At 67.5% G+C, this 15,318-nt stretch carries 16 protein-coding genes; 8 read left to right on the top strand and 8 right to left on the bottom strand.

The genetic code is table 11. The annotated features are described in order from the left end of the window. Positions 1-301, bottom strand: a 301-nt coding sequence (locus ABW137_RS13485) for an SDR family NAD(P)-dependent oxidoreductase (RefSeq protein WP_526400663.1), incomplete at its 3' end; no start/stop codon positions are given. 14 nt (positions 302-315) lie between these two features. Continuing rightward, entirely contained in the window at positions 316-1,185 is an 870-nt protein-coding gene (locus ABW137_RS13480; RefSeq protein WP_526400661.1) for a sugar phosphate isomerase/epimerase family protein, read from the bottom strand. A 200-nt stretch (positions 1,186-1,385) separates the two neighbouring features. On the opposite strand from ABW137_RS13480, the gene ABW137_RS13475 reads away from it, so the two are divergent. From ABW137_RS13475 to ABW137_RS13460, 4 genes are read left to right on the top strand one after another with little or no spacing between them, the layout of a single operon-like run. Then, positions 1,386-2,720 (top strand): MFS transporter, encoded by a 1,335-nt coding sequence (locus ABW137_RS13475; protein WP_526400660.1) that lies wholly within the window; start codon positions 1,386-1,388, stop codon positions 2,718-2,720. Beyond that, on the top strand, positions 2,720-3,562 hold the full coding sequence (locus tag ABW137_RS13470) for a transketolase (protein WP_526400658.1): 843 nt from the start codon (positions 2,720-2,722) through the stop codon (positions 3,560-3,562). The genes ABW137_RS13475 and ABW137_RS13470 overlap by 1 nt, the downstream gene beginning before the upstream one ends. 11 nt (positions 3,563-3,573) lie before the next feature. Beyond that, positions 3,574-4,557 carry a transketolase family protein gene (locus ABW137_RS13465; protein ID WP_526400667.1) on the top strand — a complete coding sequence of 328 codons (984 nt, stop codon included), beginning with the start codon at positions 3,574-3,576 and terminating at the stop codon, positions 4,555-4,557. A 42-nt stretch (positions 4,558-4,599) separates the two neighbouring features. Continuing rightward, positions 4,600-5,268: a GntR family transcriptional regulator gene (locus ABW137_RS13460; RefSeq protein WP_526400656.1), complete on the top strand. Its 669-nt coding sequence runs from the start codon at positions 4,600-4,602 to the stop codon at positions 5,266-5,268. Between the two features lie 51 nt (positions 5,269-5,319). Here the strand turns inward: ABW137_RS13460 and ABW137_RS13455 are convergent, their stop codons facing one another. After that, positions 5,320-6,501, bottom strand: a complete 1,182-nt coding sequence (locus tag ABW137_RS13455) for an amino acid permease (RefSeq protein WP_526400665.1) — start codon at positions 6,499-6,501, stop codon at positions 5,320-5,322. A gap of 276 nt (positions 6,502-6,777) precedes the next feature. Here ABW137_RS13455 and ABW137_RS13450 point away from each other — a divergent pair, with 276 nt between their 5' ends. After that, a complete protein-coding gene (locus ABW137_RS13450; protein ID WP_526400654.1) occupies positions 6,778-8,007 on the top strand; it encodes a TetR/AcrR family transcriptional regulator in 1,230 nt (409 codons plus the stop codon). Here the strand turns inward: ABW137_RS13450 and ABW137_RS13445 are convergent. From ABW137_RS13445 to thiD, 5 genes are read right to left on the bottom strand one after another with little or no spacing between them, the layout of a single operon-like run. After that, complete coding sequence (locus tag ABW137_RS13445) at positions 7,974-8,243, bottom strand: DoxX-related protein (protein ID WP_526400652.1); 270 nt, start codon at positions 8,241-8,243, stop codon at positions 7,974-7,976. The two genes, ABW137_RS13450 and ABW137_RS13445, sit on opposite strands and share 34 nt — an antisense overlap. A gap of 33 nt (positions 8,244-8,276) precedes the next feature. After that, on the bottom strand, positions 8,277-9,764 hold the full coding sequence (locus ABW137_RS13440) for a flavin-containing monooxygenase (RefSeq protein WP_526400650.1): 1,488 nt from the start codon (positions 9,762-9,764) through the stop codon (positions 8,277-8,279). Between the two features lie 60 nt (positions 9,765-9,824). Beyond that, on the bottom strand, positions 9,825-10,415 hold the full coding sequence (locus tag ABW137_RS13435) for a septum formation family protein (RefSeq protein WP_526400648.1): 591 nt from the start codon (positions 10,413-10,415) through the stop codon (positions 9,825-9,827). 44 nt (positions 10,416-10,459) lie between these two features. Then, a complete protein-coding gene (locus ABW137_RS13430) occupies positions 10,460-11,077 on the bottom strand; it encodes an alpha/beta hydrolase family protein (RefSeq protein ID WP_526400646.1) in 618 nt (205 codons plus the stop codon). Further along, complete coding sequence (gene thiD, locus ABW137_RS13425) at positions 11,067-11,933, bottom strand: bifunctional hydroxymethylpyrimidine kinase/phosphomethylpyrimidine kinase (protein ID WP_526400644.1); 867 nt, start codon at positions 11,931-11,933, stop codon at positions 11,067-11,069. Before thiD ends, ABW137_RS13430 begins: the two co-directional genes overlap by 11 nt. Before the next feature lie 370 nt (positions 11,934-12,303). Here thiD and ABW137_RS13420 point away from each other — a divergent pair, with 370 nt between their 5' ends. The 3 genes from ABW137_RS13420 to ABW137_RS13410 form a co-directional block, all read left to right on the top strand. Further along, positions 12,304-14,085 (top strand): MFS transporter, encoded by a 1,782-nt coding sequence (locus ABW137_RS13420; protein WP_526400642.1) that lies wholly within the window; start codon positions 12,304-12,306, stop codon positions 14,083-14,085. Between the two features lie 84 nt (positions 14,086-14,169). Continuing rightward, positions 14,170-14,886: a GntR family transcriptional regulator gene (locus ABW137_RS13415; RefSeq protein WP_526400640.1), complete on the top strand. Its 717-nt coding sequence runs from the start codon at positions 14,170-14,172 to the stop codon at positions 14,884-14,886. Beyond that, positions 14,883-15,318: hypothetical protein (locus ABW137_RS13410; protein WP_526400638.1), on the top strand; the 436-nt coding region annotated here is incomplete at its 3' end. The genes ABW137_RS13415 and ABW137_RS13410, both read left to right, overlap by 4 nt.

Below are 15,318 nucleotides of genomic sequence, written 5' to 3'. Positions count from 1 at the left end.
CGACCGGCGGCAGGTTCCCGGCGGCCACCTCGGCCGCGACGGCAGCCTCGGCGTCGGCGACCGAGGCCTCGGAGGTGACGTCGACGGCGTGTCCGAACGCGGCCACGGCGAACTGGTTGCCGATGTCGGCGGCGACCTTGGCCGACCTCTCACCGTCCAGGTCGAGGATGACGACGGCCCAACCTTCGCGGGCATAGCGCTCGGCGAGGGTCATGCCGATGCCGCGGTCGGACGTCGCTCCCGTGATCACGGCGGTGCGGACGGTGTTGGTGTTGGTGTTGATGTTGATATTGATGGTCATGTCTCTTGGTCCCTTCAGATGAGTGCGGAGATGTGGTGACCGGCCTTGGCTGCCGCCGCGGGCCGTTGTTCGTGGTGGATGTCGCGGGTTTCGAGCTCGAGCGAGAAGTGCCCGCGGTAATCGGCCTCGGCGAGCTGTTTGAGACCACGGGCGAAGTCGACCTGCCCGTTGCCGACCGAGAGGTTGATGTTGTCCGCTACGGCGTCGCGGATGTGGACGTGGGCGATGCGGGGACCGAACCGCTCGACGAAGTCGACGGGGTCGCCGCCCGAGGCGACGATGTGGCTGAAGTCCATGACGATGCCGACGTCTTCGGGCAGCTGGTCTGAAAGTAGTTGTGCGCGTTCGATGTTCCAGCACAGGCGGTGCAGGTGCAGCGATTCGGTCCATAGCTGGACGCCGTGGGCGGCGGCGACTCGGGCGGCTGCGCCGAGCTGGTCGGCGACGAGGGCGACATCGCTCTCGAGCGTCTCGATCGGCGCGTGATCGATGGCGCCGCACGGCAGCACCAGCGCCCGGGCCTTGGTGGCCGCGGTGAGGCCGATCAGCATTTCCAGGTGGGATTGACGGTCGGCACGGGGGCCGGCGGCGAGTGGCGCGTTGAGGTCGCCGACGTCCCCGTTGACCGAGCGGACCTGCAGGCCCGATGCGGCGACCGTGCTGGCGACGTCCTCGACCGCGCGGGCGTCGAGCACGTACGGGACGTGATCGCAGACCCCCGGCAGGGCGCCGAGGTCGATCTCGGTGAAGCCAAGGGAGGAGATGGTCTCCAGCGCCTCGGCCAGGACCTGGTGTCGAAAGCTGATCGTCGAACACCCGAGCCGGGCGTGGAACTGCGGGGGCGAGAGGCGATTGCGGGTAGCGGGGGCGTCGTGCCTTGACACGGGGATTCCTCTGTTCGGTCGGGCTGTGATGACGACCACACTAACTCGCCAACTGTTAACAGTCAACGACCGACATCAATTTGATGTTGACTGTTGACAATGACGTGTGGGCGTGGTCACACTGGGTGACGTACCGCACTGTTGACCGTTGACAGTGACCTTGACTGCCCTGGTGGGACCGGATTGAAAGGACGAAGACCATGAGCGATGACGCTCTGAAGATGCGAGGCCCGGTGCACGGCACCAAGGACGCCCGACGCGTTGCGATCGGTTCCGGTGTCGGAGCCGTCATCGAGACATACGACTTCATCGGCTTCGGGACGGCCGCCGCGCTGTACTTCGGCACCGCCTTCTTCCCCGGCGCCAGCCCGGTGGCAGGCACGCTAGCCGCCTTCGCCACCCTGGGGGTTGGCTTCGCCGCCCGCCCGATTGGCGGCATCATCGGCGGCCACCTCGGCGACAAACTCGGCCGCAAGCCGGTCCTCGTCGCCTCACTGATCGTGATGGGCCTGGCCACCTTCGCCATCGGCCTGTTGCCCACCTACGCCTCCGTCGGCATCCTCGCGCCGATCCTGCTGGTGACCGTGCGCATCGTCCAGGGCCTGGCCTTCGGCGCCGAATGGGGCGGCGCGATCCTCATGAGCTACGAGCACGCACCGTGGAAGCAGAAGGGGCGCTACACCGGAATCGTGCAGGCCGGCTTCCCGGTTGGATTGCTGATGGCCAACCTCGTCTTCCTGGTGAGCGTGCATCTCGGCGGTGACTGGGCGTGGCGCGTGCCATTCCTGGCCAGCATCGTGCTCGTCATGGTCGGTCTGATCATCCGGGCCCGCGTGCCGGAGTCGCCCGTCTTCGAGGAAGTCAAGGACAAGGGTGACATCGTCAAGTCCCCGATCGTCGCGGTCGTCAAGACCGACTGGCGAAACATTCTGCGAGGCATCGGCCTTCGCATCGCCGAGACCGCGGGCTACGCCGTGTCCATCACCTACATGATCTCCTACCTCAAGGCCGCTGAACTGGCCACCAAGACCGAGACTCTCGTTGCGCTGTGCGTCGCGTCGGCGCTCGGCATCGTCGCCACCATGGCCTGGGCCCGGCTCACCGACAAGGTCGGTAGGCGGCCGGTCTACCTGTGGGTCACCGCCTTCGGCATCCCGTTCGGCGTCATCATGTTCATGCTGGTCAACACCGGCCTGATGGTGCTCATCATCGCGACCTTCGTCATCGCCTACGGCCTGTGCCAGAACGCACTGGCAGGCGCCCAGGGGGCCTGGTTCCCCGAGCTATTCAATGCCAACACCCGTGCATCGGGAGCCTCACTGGCATACCAGATCTCGGCGATGGTGTCCGGCTTCACCCCCTTCATCACCACGCTGCTCTACGAATGGATCGGCTGGACCGGCCCGGCGCTGCTGTTCAGCGCGTACATGGCGATCGGTCTGGTTGCCGCGCTGGTCACCCGTGAGACGTGGGGGGCACGCGAGCGCCAGTTGGCCGACAAGGCCGCCGCCGAGTCACACGTGATGGCCGCCTGATGCGCAGCGACGACGTCAAGGCCGCCGCCTACCGCATCCGGCACCACGCGCTGAACATGGGCGAGGCGCAGGGACAGGGCTACGTCGGGCAGGCCCTCGGTGCCGCCGACATGCTCGCCTGCGTCTACGCCGACCAACTCCGCTACCACGCCGACGATCCGGATTGGGAAGGGCGCGACAGGTTCCTGCTGTCCACCGGACACTACGCGATCGGCCTCTACGCGGCGCTGGCCGAGGCGGGCATCATTCCCGTCGACGAACTCGACAGCTACGGATGCGACGACTCCCGTCTGCCGATGTCCGGAATGGCCAGCTACACACCGGGTATGGAGATCTCCGGGGGGTCCCTGGGCCACGGCCTGACCGTCGCCGTTGGCATCGCGCTCGGACTGCGACACCAGAAGTCGGACGCCAGGGTGATCAACTTCCTCTCCGACGGTGAGCTCGACGAGGGGTCGACGTGGGAGGCCGCCATGGGTGCCAGTCATCACCGCCTCGGCAACCTGGTCGCCCTGGTCGACGTCAATGCGCTGCAAGCTGACGGTCCCACCGTCGGCGTACTGCGCACCGAACCCGTGACCGACAAGTGGACGGCCTGCGGTTGGTTCGCCCAACGCGTCGACGGCAACGACGTCGATGCGCTTCTCGCGGCATTCGACGCCGCGGCCCAACACGCCGAAGTCGTCGGTACGCCCGCAGTCATCCTGTGCGACACCAGGGTCGGCCGCGGCGTCCCGCTACTGGAGAACCGAGAGAAGGCGCACTTCATGCGGATTGACGCCGACGAATGGAAGGTCTGCCGCGAGCAGCTCACCGAAGGATTTGAAGGAGCCCTAGTATGACAACCCGTGCCATGACCGCTCAAGCGCCGCTACGCACCTCGGCGATGATCGCCTCGTTCGCCGACCCCGGGCAGCGCACCACGCCTGCACCGTTCGGTCACGCCCTCGTTCAAGCCGCCAAGGCCGACGACCGAATCGTCGGTCTCACCGCGGATCTCGGCAAGTACACCGACATGCACCTGTTCGCGCAGGCGATGCCTGACCGGTTCTTCCAGATGGGCATGGCCGAGCAGCTGTTGTTCGGGGCGGCCGCGGGAATGGCGGAGACGGGTTTGATTCCGTTCGCCTCCACGTACTCGGTGTTCGCCACCAGGCGCGCGTACGACTTCATCTGCCTCGACATCGCCGAGCCGGGATTGAACGTCAACATCGTCGGTGGATTGCCCGGTCTCACAACGGGTTACGGGCCGTCGCACCAAGCGACCGAAGACATGGCCATCTTCCGCGGCATCCCTGGGTTGACCATCGTCGACCCGTGCGACTCGGTGGACATCGAGCAGGCGGTGCCGCAACTCGCCGAGGCGCAGGGACCAACGTACCTGCGGCTGCTTCGCGGTCAGGTCCCCACGGTGCTCGACGAGTACGACTACACCTTCGAGCTCGGCAAGGCCAAGGTGCTGCGACCCGGGGCGGACGTGGTGTTCGTCTCCAGTGGCTTGATGACCATGAGGGCGCTGCTTGCCGCCGAGGAGCTCGCCGCTCACAAGGTGGACGTCGCCGTCGTGCACACCCCGACCATCAAGCCCTTCGACGAGGACACCGTGCTGCGGGAGATCGACACCGACCGCCTGGCAGTGACCCTGGAGAACCACACCGTGGTGGGTGGGTTGTTCGAGACCGTCGCCTCGGCCGCGGTGCGTCGAGGTCTCGGTAGGCAGATCACGCCAATCGCCCTGCCCGACGAATTCCTCTCGGCGGGAGCCCTGCCGACGCTGCACGATCGTTACGGGCTGTCGACGCGTCGAATCGTCGCCTCGGTCCTCGAGCGGCTGTAGCATCGGTGTCGACAGCCAAATGTTGACAGTGAGGGACCCCCCATGACGGTCGAATCCGGCTCGCTTCTGCGTTTGGAGAAGACGAGCTTGCGCGAGCAGGCCCTATCCGCGCTCCGCAAGGCGATCACCACCGGACAGCTGCAACCGGGGACGCACCTCGTCGAAACCGAGCTGTCGGAGGCCCTGCAGATCAGTCGCGGGACCCTGCGCGAGGCCATGCGTCAGCTTCAGCAGGAGGGCCTGATCTCGGCGGGCGCGAGGGGGCGGCTCTCGGTGCGGCACCTCGATACCAAGGAGATCCGCGACATCTTCGGCGTCCGGGCCGCGTTGGAATCCCTCGCCGCAAGCGAATTGGCGTCGCGCGCCGATCGATCGGGGGCGGTGGCGGAGCTGCGCAAGGCCGTCACCGAGATGGACCGCTGGGCGGCCGCCAACCTCGAGGACCGCATCGAGGCCGACCTGATGTTCCACCGCACCATGTGCCACCTGGCAGGCAACGAAACGCTGATGCACTCTTGGTCGTCGCTGGAGGGCAGCATCCGGATGTCGATCATGTACGCAGGCGTCGACCGGGCGTTGAAGAACATGGACGCCAAGCGCCACCTGGAAATCGTCGACGCCATCGAATCCGGAGACGGCGCGCTGGCTGCCGACGTGGTGCGGGCCCACATGTTGGGTGCCGCGTCGGTACTGGTCGACGGCGCTGCCTAGCTCGTCGATCGCCCGCTCGCCAACGTGGCGGCGTCGACGCACGACTCGACGTCAGGGGCGACGCATCCCGTACGCCGCGGCGCCCACTAGCGTGACCCCAACGCCGGCGGCCACCGCCGCCCCCGGCAGCGTGACAGCCAGGACGACGCACCCGAGCAGGCCCAGCGTGGGAATCATCTTGCTGCGGCCCAACGTCAACGCTGCCGCGTTGGCGATCGCGTAGTACACCAACACCGCGAACGACGAGAAGCCGATGGCCCCGCGTAGATCCAGCACCGCCGTCAGGACGGCCACCACCGCGCCCACCGACATCTCCGCGACGTAGGGACTCCCGAAGCGGGGGTGGATCCTCGCCAGTGCCGTCGGCAGACGACGATCCCGTGCCATGGCCAGCACCGTTCGTGACACACCGAGGATCAGAGCCAGCAGCGAGCCGAGAGCCGCGACCGCCGCCGCCACCCGCACGACGGGCGCCAGCGCCGGATGCCCGGCCGCCGTCACCGCATCGGCCAGCGGCGCAGTGGCCGATGCCAGTGTCGCACTGCCCAATTGGCCTAGCACGGCGACGGCAACCCCCGCATACACGGCCAGCGTCAGTCCCAGTGCGATGCGGATCGCGCGCGGAATCGTCGTCGCCGGGTCACGCACCTCCTCACCCAGCGTCGCGATCCTGGCGTACCCGGCGAACGCGAAGAACGACAACCCGGCCGCCTGCAGCACCCCGAACGCGTTCCCCCCGCCCAGCGACAACCGGCCCGCGTCGGCGCCGCCCGACCCGGCGATCACCACGACGACCGCCGCCAGGACCGCGAGCACGACGGCGACGACGGCTCTGGTGAACCACGCCGACTTCTGCACGCCGACGGTGTTGACCGCCGTCAACGCAATCACCACGGCCGCCGCCACGGCATGCGCATGTGCAGGCCAGGCGTACGCCCCGACCGTCAGGGCGATCGCCGCGCACGATGCCGTCTTGCCCGCGACGAAGCACCAGCCGGCGAGATATCCCCAGAACGGGCCGAGGCGCTCCCGTCCATAGACGTAGGTGCCACCCGACTGCGGGTAGCGCGCCGCAAGGCGCGCCGAGGAGGTGGCGTTGCAATACGCGACGATGCCCGCGACGACGAGACCCAGCAGGAGCCCCGTGCCAGCCGCGGCGGCAGCCGGTGCCAACACGACGAATATCCCCGCACCGAGCATCGACCCCAGCCCGATGGTGACCGCGTCCGCCATACCCAACTTGCGCTGCAGCGCTGGCTGATCCGGCGGAGCCACGGGCCAAGCGTAGAGACCCCCTTCGTCATTTCGTCATCCTGGTCGCCGTGGCCACCTTCACCGTGATAACTGTCCAGGGAAGGGATCCCCGGCCACCTGCGTCGATCCTTCCGTTGGCAACTTCATTGCAGTTGCTGCAGATGCACTTGGCGACCAAAGTGCCAGCATGTTTCCGACCTGGGCCGACTTCGGTGTTCGCCCGCGGTCAGGCGGCCGCCGGACTACCGTGAGGACATGGTGGCGCGGCGGCCAAGGGGCCGGAAGGCTCAGATCGCGCGCGCATCGGCGGAGGCATTCAGTGCGCTGGGCTACCACGGCGTCACCATGGAGACCATCGCATCGCGCGTCGGGATCTCGACCCGGGCGTTACACCGTCACTACCCCAGCAAGTACGTCCTGTTCCGCGACGCCGTTCTGAGCCTCAGTCAGCAGCTGGTGGACGCCACCGCGTTCGCCGACGACGGATGCTCCGAGAAGGCGCCGTTTCCGGACGACGCCGCCGCGGCGGCCGTACTGCGCGACGTCATCGCCGCACTGATCGACACCGCCATGGCCAACCGGACGGCGGGCGGCCTCTACCGGTGGGAGGCCCGATACCTTCGCGACGAGGACCAAGACACGCTGAGCGGCCACATCCGCGTGGTGCACCAACGCATTCAACGACCACTTCGGCGGCTCCGGCCCGAGCTGACCTCCCAGCAGCGCTGGACACTGTCGACGTCGGTGCTCAGCGTCGTCGGCAGCGTCGTCGACCACCGCGCCAAACTGCCTGCCGCCAGGATCAAGGCTGTGCTCGCCGACCTCGCCGCCGTCATCGTCGACGCCGATCTCGCAGGCTCGTCGAACACCCTTTCCGCTCGCGGATCGGCGCGGCGCCCGCCCGCGTCGACCTACGACGCGTTGCTCGACGAGTCGATGCGACAGTTCAACGCGAAGGGCTACCGCGACACCACGGTCGAGGACATCGCCTCAGCGGTCGGGCTGCCCGCCCCGGGGGTGTACCGCTACTTCTCCAGGAAGAGCGACCTGCTGTGTGCGGTGTTCCGGCGCGCGGGGGAGTGGCTGGCGGGCGAGGTGGATGCCATTGCGGCGCGCGCGCCGACGCCCCGTGACGCCTTGTGGGGGATCATCGACTCGTACGTGGACAGTTCGTTCGCGTTTCCCGAGTTCGAGACCGTCTACTACGCGGAACGACGCAATCTGCCTGCGGCGGACCAGAATCTGCTGCGCGGGATGCAGAGGGCCACGGTCGAGTCGTGGACCCAGTTGGTGGTCGCGGTGCGTCCCGAGTTGACGACGGGCGAGGCGCGCTTCGTCGTGCACGCCGCGATGGCACTCGTCATCGATGTGGGCCGGCTCAGCGGTTACCGCACGTCCGAGCGAACCAAGGCGATGCTCGGTGAGCTCCTGGACCTGACGTTGGCGGGACGCTACCGGTTGCGAATGGCGTTGCCCGCCAGGTAGGCAACGTATCCGAGCGATCCGAGGACGGCCAGCCGACGGGCCTTCGGCACCAGCAGCCCGAGACCGAGCGCCGTCTCGATGGCGCCGTTGGTCTGGATGTGGCGGGCGGTGTCCCGCGGGAACACCGGCTTGGTGATGCCGTCGAAGAGTTGCGGGCTGACGAAGTGAGCGACGCCCGTTCCGGCGAGCGCGAGCCCGGCGATCGCGGGCAGCTTGGAGTTCTTGTCCTGGGGCACGTGGTATTCCTATCTGGCGTTGGTCGCTAGTGATCAAGCGATCTGATAGTCGCTCAACGGAAACTCCGAGGCTTCCTTGATGGCGGACTCGGTGGACGACGGCCGCAACAGCGTGGGTTCACCCGCCGGGTTGAAGTAGTACGAATGCGCGTTCGCGCAATTGCCGGTGGTGAACAACGAATCGCCGAGCAACTCCGTCATCCGGTCCAGGAAGGCCGTGTTGGCCTCCTCGGTCACCTCGAACGTCGTCGCCCCGCGCCGCTTGACCTCGCCGAAGAGTCGATCCATCAACCGCATCTGGTATTCCATCGTGTTGAAGAAGTTCAACCCGAGGAACGCATATGGGCTCGCCAGGCTCAGATAGTTCGGGAAGTACGGCATCGACACTCCCTGATACGCCTGAAACCTGGTGTCGCGCCACCACTTTCCGAGATCACGACCATCGCGCCCGATGATCTCGATGGCTGGGAAGTTGGCCTCCCAGAGATCGAAGCCCGTGGCCAGCACCAAGGTGTCGATGACGTTCTTGGTGCCGTCCTTGGCCACGATGCCGTCGAACTCGATGTGGTCGATGCCCGCGTCCTGCAGGTGCACGTGTGGTCTGGTGAACGCACGGTAGTAGCCGTTGCTGAAAGTTGGCCGCTTGCAGCCGAAGTCGTAGTTCGGGGTGAGTCGACGGCGCAGGTCGGCGTCGCGGATCACGGCGAACCGGTGAATCTTCGACAGGTCGGAGGCCGAGATGTTGAACCTCCCGCGGAAGGTCCGATAGTGCCGCACCCCGACCGAGACCATCACCTCGTAGATCGAATCCGTCAACCAGCGAAGAACCCTCTGCGTCAACGGTATTCGTGCGAACAGCCGCTTGGTCCGCTCACCGAACCGCAGATCGATCTTGGGTACCACCCAGATCGGCGTGCGCTGGTAGACGGTGAGGTCGGCGGCGTCCTTGGCGAGTTCGGGGATCAGCTGCACGGCGGTGGCACCCGTACCGATCACCGCGATGCGCCTGCCGGTCGCGTCGAAGCCGTCCTCCCACTCGGTGGTGTGGATGACGTTGCCGCCGAAGGCGTTGATGCCCGAAATGTCGGGAACCTTCGGCTGGGACAGGAAGCCCGTCGCCGTGATCAGGTAGCGCGCCGTCAACGTCTCGCCGTCGGCAAGGGCGACCCGCCACACACTGGCGTCCTCGTCCCAGCGCGCGCCATCGACGGTCGTGTTGAAGCGCATGTGCTTGCGGACGCCGTACTTGTCGGCGACGTCGTCGGCGTACTGCTTGATCTCCGGGCCCGGGGTGAACAGCCGCGACCAGTTCGGGTTGGGCTCGAAGAAGTACGAGTACGTGGTCGTCGGCACGTCGACGGCCAGGCCCGGGTAGTGGTTGACGTACCAGGTGCCGCCGAGATCGTCCTCGCGGTCCAGGATGACGAAGTCGTCGATGCCAAGCCGCTTGAGCTGGATGGCGGCGCCGATTCCCGCGAATCCGGCCCCCACGATGACCGCGTCGAATCGCTCCGTAGTCATTCCCAGACGGTACCTCAGGTAACGGGTAGGTAGCTGGCAGGCTCATCCGCCCGCGGGCGGTCAGCCCCTGATCGTGCCCGTCTGCTTGGCCGTCGTCGTCGCGATGCACGTGACGGCGTGGTCACCGTCGGCCCAGGTGTCCTCGGTCGGATACAGCACGAACACGCTGTTCGACTCGTCAAGCAGGGTCGTGGGTGAGTACGACTGCAGTTCGAGCGGGCACTTGTTCTGCCATTCCGTGATGGTCGCGTCGCCCGGGTAGCCGTCCCCGGGGATGGTCAGCACTGAGTACACCTCACCCGAATGGGGCTGATCGCACGTGACGGTCTTGACCGCCGCGACCAGGTCGCTGTCCGGGATGTCGGCGATGCAGTCGCCGACGGCGAGCTCGGTGGCGATCGTCCTGTCCTTGAGCAGGAACACCGCCGTGACGCCGATGGCGACGATGCCGAGGCCCATCACTCCGACGATCGACAACGCGATGATCAGTCCCTTGCGCGATCGCTTCGGTGGCATCGGCGGCGGCGGAGGGTGGCCGTACGGCTGGTACGGGCCCTGCCCGTAGGACTGGTACGGCAGCGGTGGAGGCGGCGGTGGATTTGGCGGTGGATTTGGCGGCCCGTATGCGGGGTCGCCGGAATGCCAGGTCACACCCCGGAAGATAGCAGTCCGGCGTCCCTCGGGTGGGGCAGTGCTCAAGCCAGCAGACGTAGCGCTGCGTCGACGGCCAGCGACGGCACGTCGAGCGTCTTCGAGCCGAGATCGTGCCGGGCGCCGGTGACCTCGATCACCTCGGTGGGCGCCGTGATCAGGGCCGCGGCGGCGCGCACCTCGTCGATGGAGCCGAAGGGGTCGGCCGTGCCGTGCGTGAAGACCGTTGGCGACGTGAGCTGCGGAAGGTGTTCGGTCCGGGCGCGTTCGGGCTTGCCGGGCGGATGCAGGGGATAGGAGGTCAGTGCCAGCACGTCGACCGGAGCGTCGCCGCCTGCCACCGCCATCGACGTCATCCGCCCTCCGTAGGAATGCCCGCCCGCGATGACCGGTCCGTCGGTCGACGTTCTGGCAAGGGCGACGGCCTCGGCGATCCCGGCCTGATCGCTGGCGGCCGATCCCGACGGCGGGCCCTTCGGGCGGCGGCGTCGATACGGCAGGTCGTAGCGCACCGCCAGCCAGCCGCGGGAGGCCCACTGGTCGCAGAGCTTGATCAGCAGCGGCGACTGCCTGTTGCCACCAGCCCCGTGGGTGAGGAGCACGATGCCGGTCGGCTCGCAGGCGGGCGTGTGCGCGATGCCGGCGATAGCGTCAACGTCCATCGTTCCCCGGTTCCTGGGGCTCAAGCCTGAACAGGGCCGACACCGGTCCGTGGCCCTGGCCCAATGGGTATGCCGCACGCAGGCATTCGGTCACCCAATCCTTGGCGAAGGCGACGGCGTCGGGTACCGAGTAGTCGTGCGCCAGTGCGCAGGCGGTCGCGGCCGCCAGCGAATCACCCGCGCCGTGGTCGTGCGGGGTGTCGATGCGTTCGGCGTCGAACTCGTGGAAGTCGGTGCCGTCGTACAGCACGTCGGGACTGTGTGACGACGAGCGGAGGTGGCCGCCCTTGACCAGCGCCCACTTCGGTCCCATCGCGTGCAGTGCCCTCGCGGCGTCGCGTTGCGTGGCGGAGTCGACGACCTCGATGCCGGTGATGAGGCGGACCTCGTCGAGGTTGGGCGTGACCAGGGTGGCGAGCGGAAAGAGCTCGCTGCGAAGGACGTCCAGTGCCGACGGGTGCAGGAGCGGATCGCCGTGCATGGAGGCGCACACGGGGTCCACGACGAGCGGCGCCTCGAATCCGGTGTCCGTTCGCAGCGCGCGCCACGTCTGTACGACGGCCTCGATGATGTTCGACGACGCCAGCATTCCCGTCTTGGCGGCTTGGATGCCGATGTCCTCGACGACGGCTCGGATCTGTCCCGTGATGACGTCGAGAGGGATCTCGTGGAAGCCCTTCACGCCGACCGAGTTCTGCACGGTGACCGCCGCCACCGACACGCAGCCGTGCACTCCAAGCATCGCGAAGGTGCGCAGATCGGCCTGGATTCCGGCGCCGCCGCCGGAGTCGGACCCCGCGATCGTCATCACGCGCAGTGGCGTCTGGCCGGGTGGTGCGAGCGGCAGGTACTTCACGTGACCTTCATCTCCCTACGCCGGCATTACCCGGTCAGGTTCTTACGGTCGACGGCGCCGGGGCGTTGCCCCTTCAGCCGTCCTCTCAGCGCACTTGGCGTGTGCTCCCGCGGACCGTATCAAGGTAGCGCAGCGCTGCAGGCGAAACGGGGCGGGGTGAGGCGACCGGCGAGGTCGACTGGTGGAGCCACCGCCGAGAGTCGATCTGGCCGGAAATGCCTCGATCGGATGGGATCGGACGGGATCGGAATGGATCGGACGGGAGCGGAATGGAAATTGCCCTGAGATGTTTTATATAGCTAACATATGTGTTTTGGGCAGCGTGGCCCCTTGCTCCTGAATGGTTTCGATACGCGACCGAAGTGAAGCGATGACGACTGAGATCGACATGACGAAGTCCCCTGAAGGGGTATCCAAAGTGGCAAACCCCGACGTGGCCGTTGCCGAGACCGCGCGGCGACGTATGCGGATGGACCACGACCACCCGCACTACAAGTGGGTGGTGTTGTCCAACACCACGTTGGGCACCCTCTTGGCCACCATCAACGCCTCGATCGTGCTCATCTCGCTGCCCGCGATCTTCCGCGGCATCGGGTTGAACCCGCTGGCTCCCGGCAACGTCAGCTACCTGCTGTGGATGCTGATGGGCTACCTGGTGGTCACCGCGGTGCTGGTGGTGCCGTTCGGTCGCCTCGGCGACATGCTTGGGCGCGTCAAGATCTACAACTGGGGCTTCGTCGTCTTCACCGTCGCCGCGGTCGCGCTGTCCTTCGACCCGTTCCACCTCGGTGGCGGTGCGCTGTGGCTCATCGGCTGGCGCGTGATCCAGGGCATCGGCGGCGCCATGTTGATGGCGTCGTCGTCGGCCATCCTCACCGACGCGTTCCCCGCCAACCAGCGCGGCATGGCGCTCGGGGTCAACATGGTGTCCGCCGTTGCCGGATCGTTCCTCGGGTTGCTGATCGGTGGCTTCCTCTCCGAGTGGCACTGGAAGGCGATCTTCTGGGTGGGCGTCCCGATCGGCATCCTCGGCACCATCTGGAGCATCAGGTCGCTGCGCGAGCTCGGCACCCGCACCCCGGGCAAGCTGGACTGGCCCGGCACGATCACCTTCGGCGTCGGGCTCACGGTCCTGCTCGCGGGCATCACCTACGGCATCCAGCCCTACGGCGACTCCACGACCGGGTGGACCAACCCGATGGTGCTCGGCGCGATCGCGTTTGGACTCGCGTGCCTGGTGGCCTTCTGCTTCATCGAACTGCACGTCGAATCCCCGATGGTCGACGTCCGACTGTTCAAGTCCGCGTCCTTCGGGATGGGCAACCTCGCCGGGCTGATGTCGTCGATGGGTCGCGGCGGCCTGCAGTTCATGCTCATCATCTGGCTCCAGGGCATCTGGCTTCCGTTGCACGGCTACAGCTTCGAGTCGACCCCGCTATGGGCGGGCATCTACCTGCTCCCGATCACGGTGGGCTTTCTGGTGGCGGGTCCCGTCGCGGGCTCGCTGTCCGATCGTTTCGGCGCAAGACCGTTCACCGTGGGCGGCATGGTGCTGATGGCGGCGACGTTCGTGGCGCTGGTGCTGATCCCGGTGAACTTCGACTACTGGGTGTTCGCGCTATTGGTGTTCCTCAATGGACTCGGTGGTGGCATCTTCACCGCGCCCAACACCGCGGCGATCATGTCCAGCGTGCCCGCCGCCCAACGCGGCGCAGCGTCCGGTGTGCGAGCGACCTTCTTCAACGCCGGATCGTCACTGTCGATCGGCGTCTTCTTCTCGCTGATGATCGTCGGGCTGGCCCACACGCTGCCGTCGGCGATGAGCAGTGGCCTTCAGGCGCAGGGTGTCTCGGCGTCCGTCGCGAACGACGTGGCGAACCTGCCTCCGGTCGGCAGCCTCTTCGCCGCGTTCCTGGGGTACAACCCGATGGGTGAGTTGCTCGGGCCGTCGGGGGCCTTGACGCAGCCCGGTGTCAACGCCGACCTGCTGACGGGCAAGACCTTCTTCCCCCAGCTGATCACGGCGCCCTTCCACTCCGGGCTGACCGTGGTGTTCATCGCCGCCGCGGTGATGATGGTGCTCGGGGCGTTGGCGTCGCTGTTCAACCCGGGGCGCTACGGCACCGAGGAGGGCGCCGACAACGCGGCGTAGGTCTGGGGCCGACAACGCGGCGTAGGGCCGGGGTCCGCTCGTCTCGGAGTTGCACGCCCCCGGCGAGAGGTCTATACCTGTTGCGTGCCCGTTCGAGCGAATCAAGCGGAGAGGTACGTCCGAGAGCTCGCCGAGCGTCTCGGACCCGGCGCCCTGCTGCCCGGCGAACGGGAAATCGCGTCCAGCTGCGGCGTCTCGCGCATGACGGTCCGGCGCGCTCTCGAAGAGCTCGAAGCACGGCGCATCGTCGTACGACGCCACGGTGCCGGGACCTTCGTGCGCCGCCCCGCGGTGGCCCAGCCGCTCATGGCCACCTCCTTCCACGAGGACATGACCCGCCGCGGCTACCGGCCGTCCTCGCAACTCGTCGACGACGTCACCAAACAGGCCGACGCCGAACTGGCCGAACGGCTCGAGATCGGCGAGGGCGACCCGGTCCTGGTGGTACGCCGGCTGCGCAGGGCCGATGACGAGCCCATCGCGCTCGAGACGCTGCACGTGCCTGCCGCGCGGACGCCGGGCCTGTCGGCGGCCGATCTCGCCAGCGGGTCGTTCTACGTACTGCTGCGGGAGCGCTTCGGGCGTCGCGTCGCCAGCGGCCGTCAGACCGTCGCGCCGGTCGTCCCGTCCGACGCTGATGCGGCACTGCTCGAAATCGCCTCCGGGACAGCGGCATTCCGCTTCGTGCGGGTCTCGCGTGACCACCACGGCGACGTAGTCGAACTCGTGGACGCCATCTACCGGGCCGACCGGTACCTCATCGAGATCGACCTCCTGCCACCCAGCGACGGTCGGACATGACCGACGTGTTCGTCGACGTCGGCCGCGGCCACGTCCGGGTCGTCGCCCCCTCTGTGGACGTCCGGACCGAGCCCGGTGCCGGGCTCAGCGACATCGGACCCGCCGGGGCCGCGCGCGTCGTCACCCGTGCGGTGCGCACCGCGGTCGCGCCGATCCGCGGTTCGCGCCCACCGGTGGCGCGGCTGGTGGTGGGGGCGCCCGGTGTCGTCACGTCGGCGACCCTTGCGCAGGCGTTCGCGGATGCGCTGGCAGACGCGTTCGACCCCGCGACGACGGTGCTCGTCGTGTCCGACTCGGCGGCGTGGCAGGTCGGCGCCTTCGCCGGCGGCGACGGTGCGGCCGTCGCCCTGGGCACCGGCGCAGTCACGGTGGCCCGCGATGGCGACACCGTCGTGCGGTTGGACGGGCGCGGGCTGCTGCTCGGCGACGTCG

Origin of the sequence: Mycobacterium sp. (assembly GCF_040509115.1) — a bacterium.
Lineage (GTDB): Bacteria > Actinomycetota > Actinomycetes > Mycobacteriales > Mycobacteriaceae > Mycobacterium.
The sequence above is the reverse complement of the archived record's forward strand: the minus strand, read 5'-3'. Positions and strand labels throughout refer to the sequence as shown.

Bases quoted from the DNA above. Each gene is read 5' to 3' on its own strand.
- ABW137_RS13475 (WP_526400660.1), top strand. From the start codon at position 1,386: ATGAGCGATGACGCTCTGAAGATGCGAGGCCCGGTGCACGGCACCAAG.
- ABW137_RS13470 (WP_526400658.1), top strand. From the start codon at position 2,720: ATGCGCAGCGACGACGTCAAGGCCGCCGCCTACCGCATCCGGCACCAC.
- ABW137_RS13465 (WP_526400667.1), top strand. From the start codon at position 3,574: ATGACCGCTCAAGCGCCGCTACGCACCTCGGCGATGATCGCCTCGTTC.
- ABW137_RS13460 (WP_526400656.1), top strand. From the start codon at position 4,600: ATGACGGTCGAATCCGGCTCGCTTCTGCGTTTGGAGAAGACGAGCTTG.
- ABW137_RS13455 (WP_526400665.1), bottom strand. From the start codon at position 6,501: ATGGCGGACGCGGTCACCATCGGGCTGGGGTCGATGCTCGGTGCGGGG.
- ABW137_RS13450 (WP_526400654.1), top strand. From the start codon at position 6,778: ATGGTGGCGCGGCGGCCAAGGGGCCGGAAGGCTCAGATCGCGCGCGCA.
- ABW137_RS13440 (WP_526400650.1), bottom strand. From the start codon at position 9,764: ATGACTACGGAGCGATTCGACGCGGTCATCGTGGGGGCCGGATTCGCG.
- ABW137_RS13430 (WP_526400646.1), bottom strand. From the start codon at position 11,077: ATGGACGTTGACGCTATCGCCGGCATCGCGCACACGCCCGCCTGCGAG.
- ABW137_RS13420 (WP_526400642.1), top strand. From the start codon at position 12,304: ATGACGACTGAGATCGACATGACGAAGTCCCCTGAAGGGGTATCCAAA.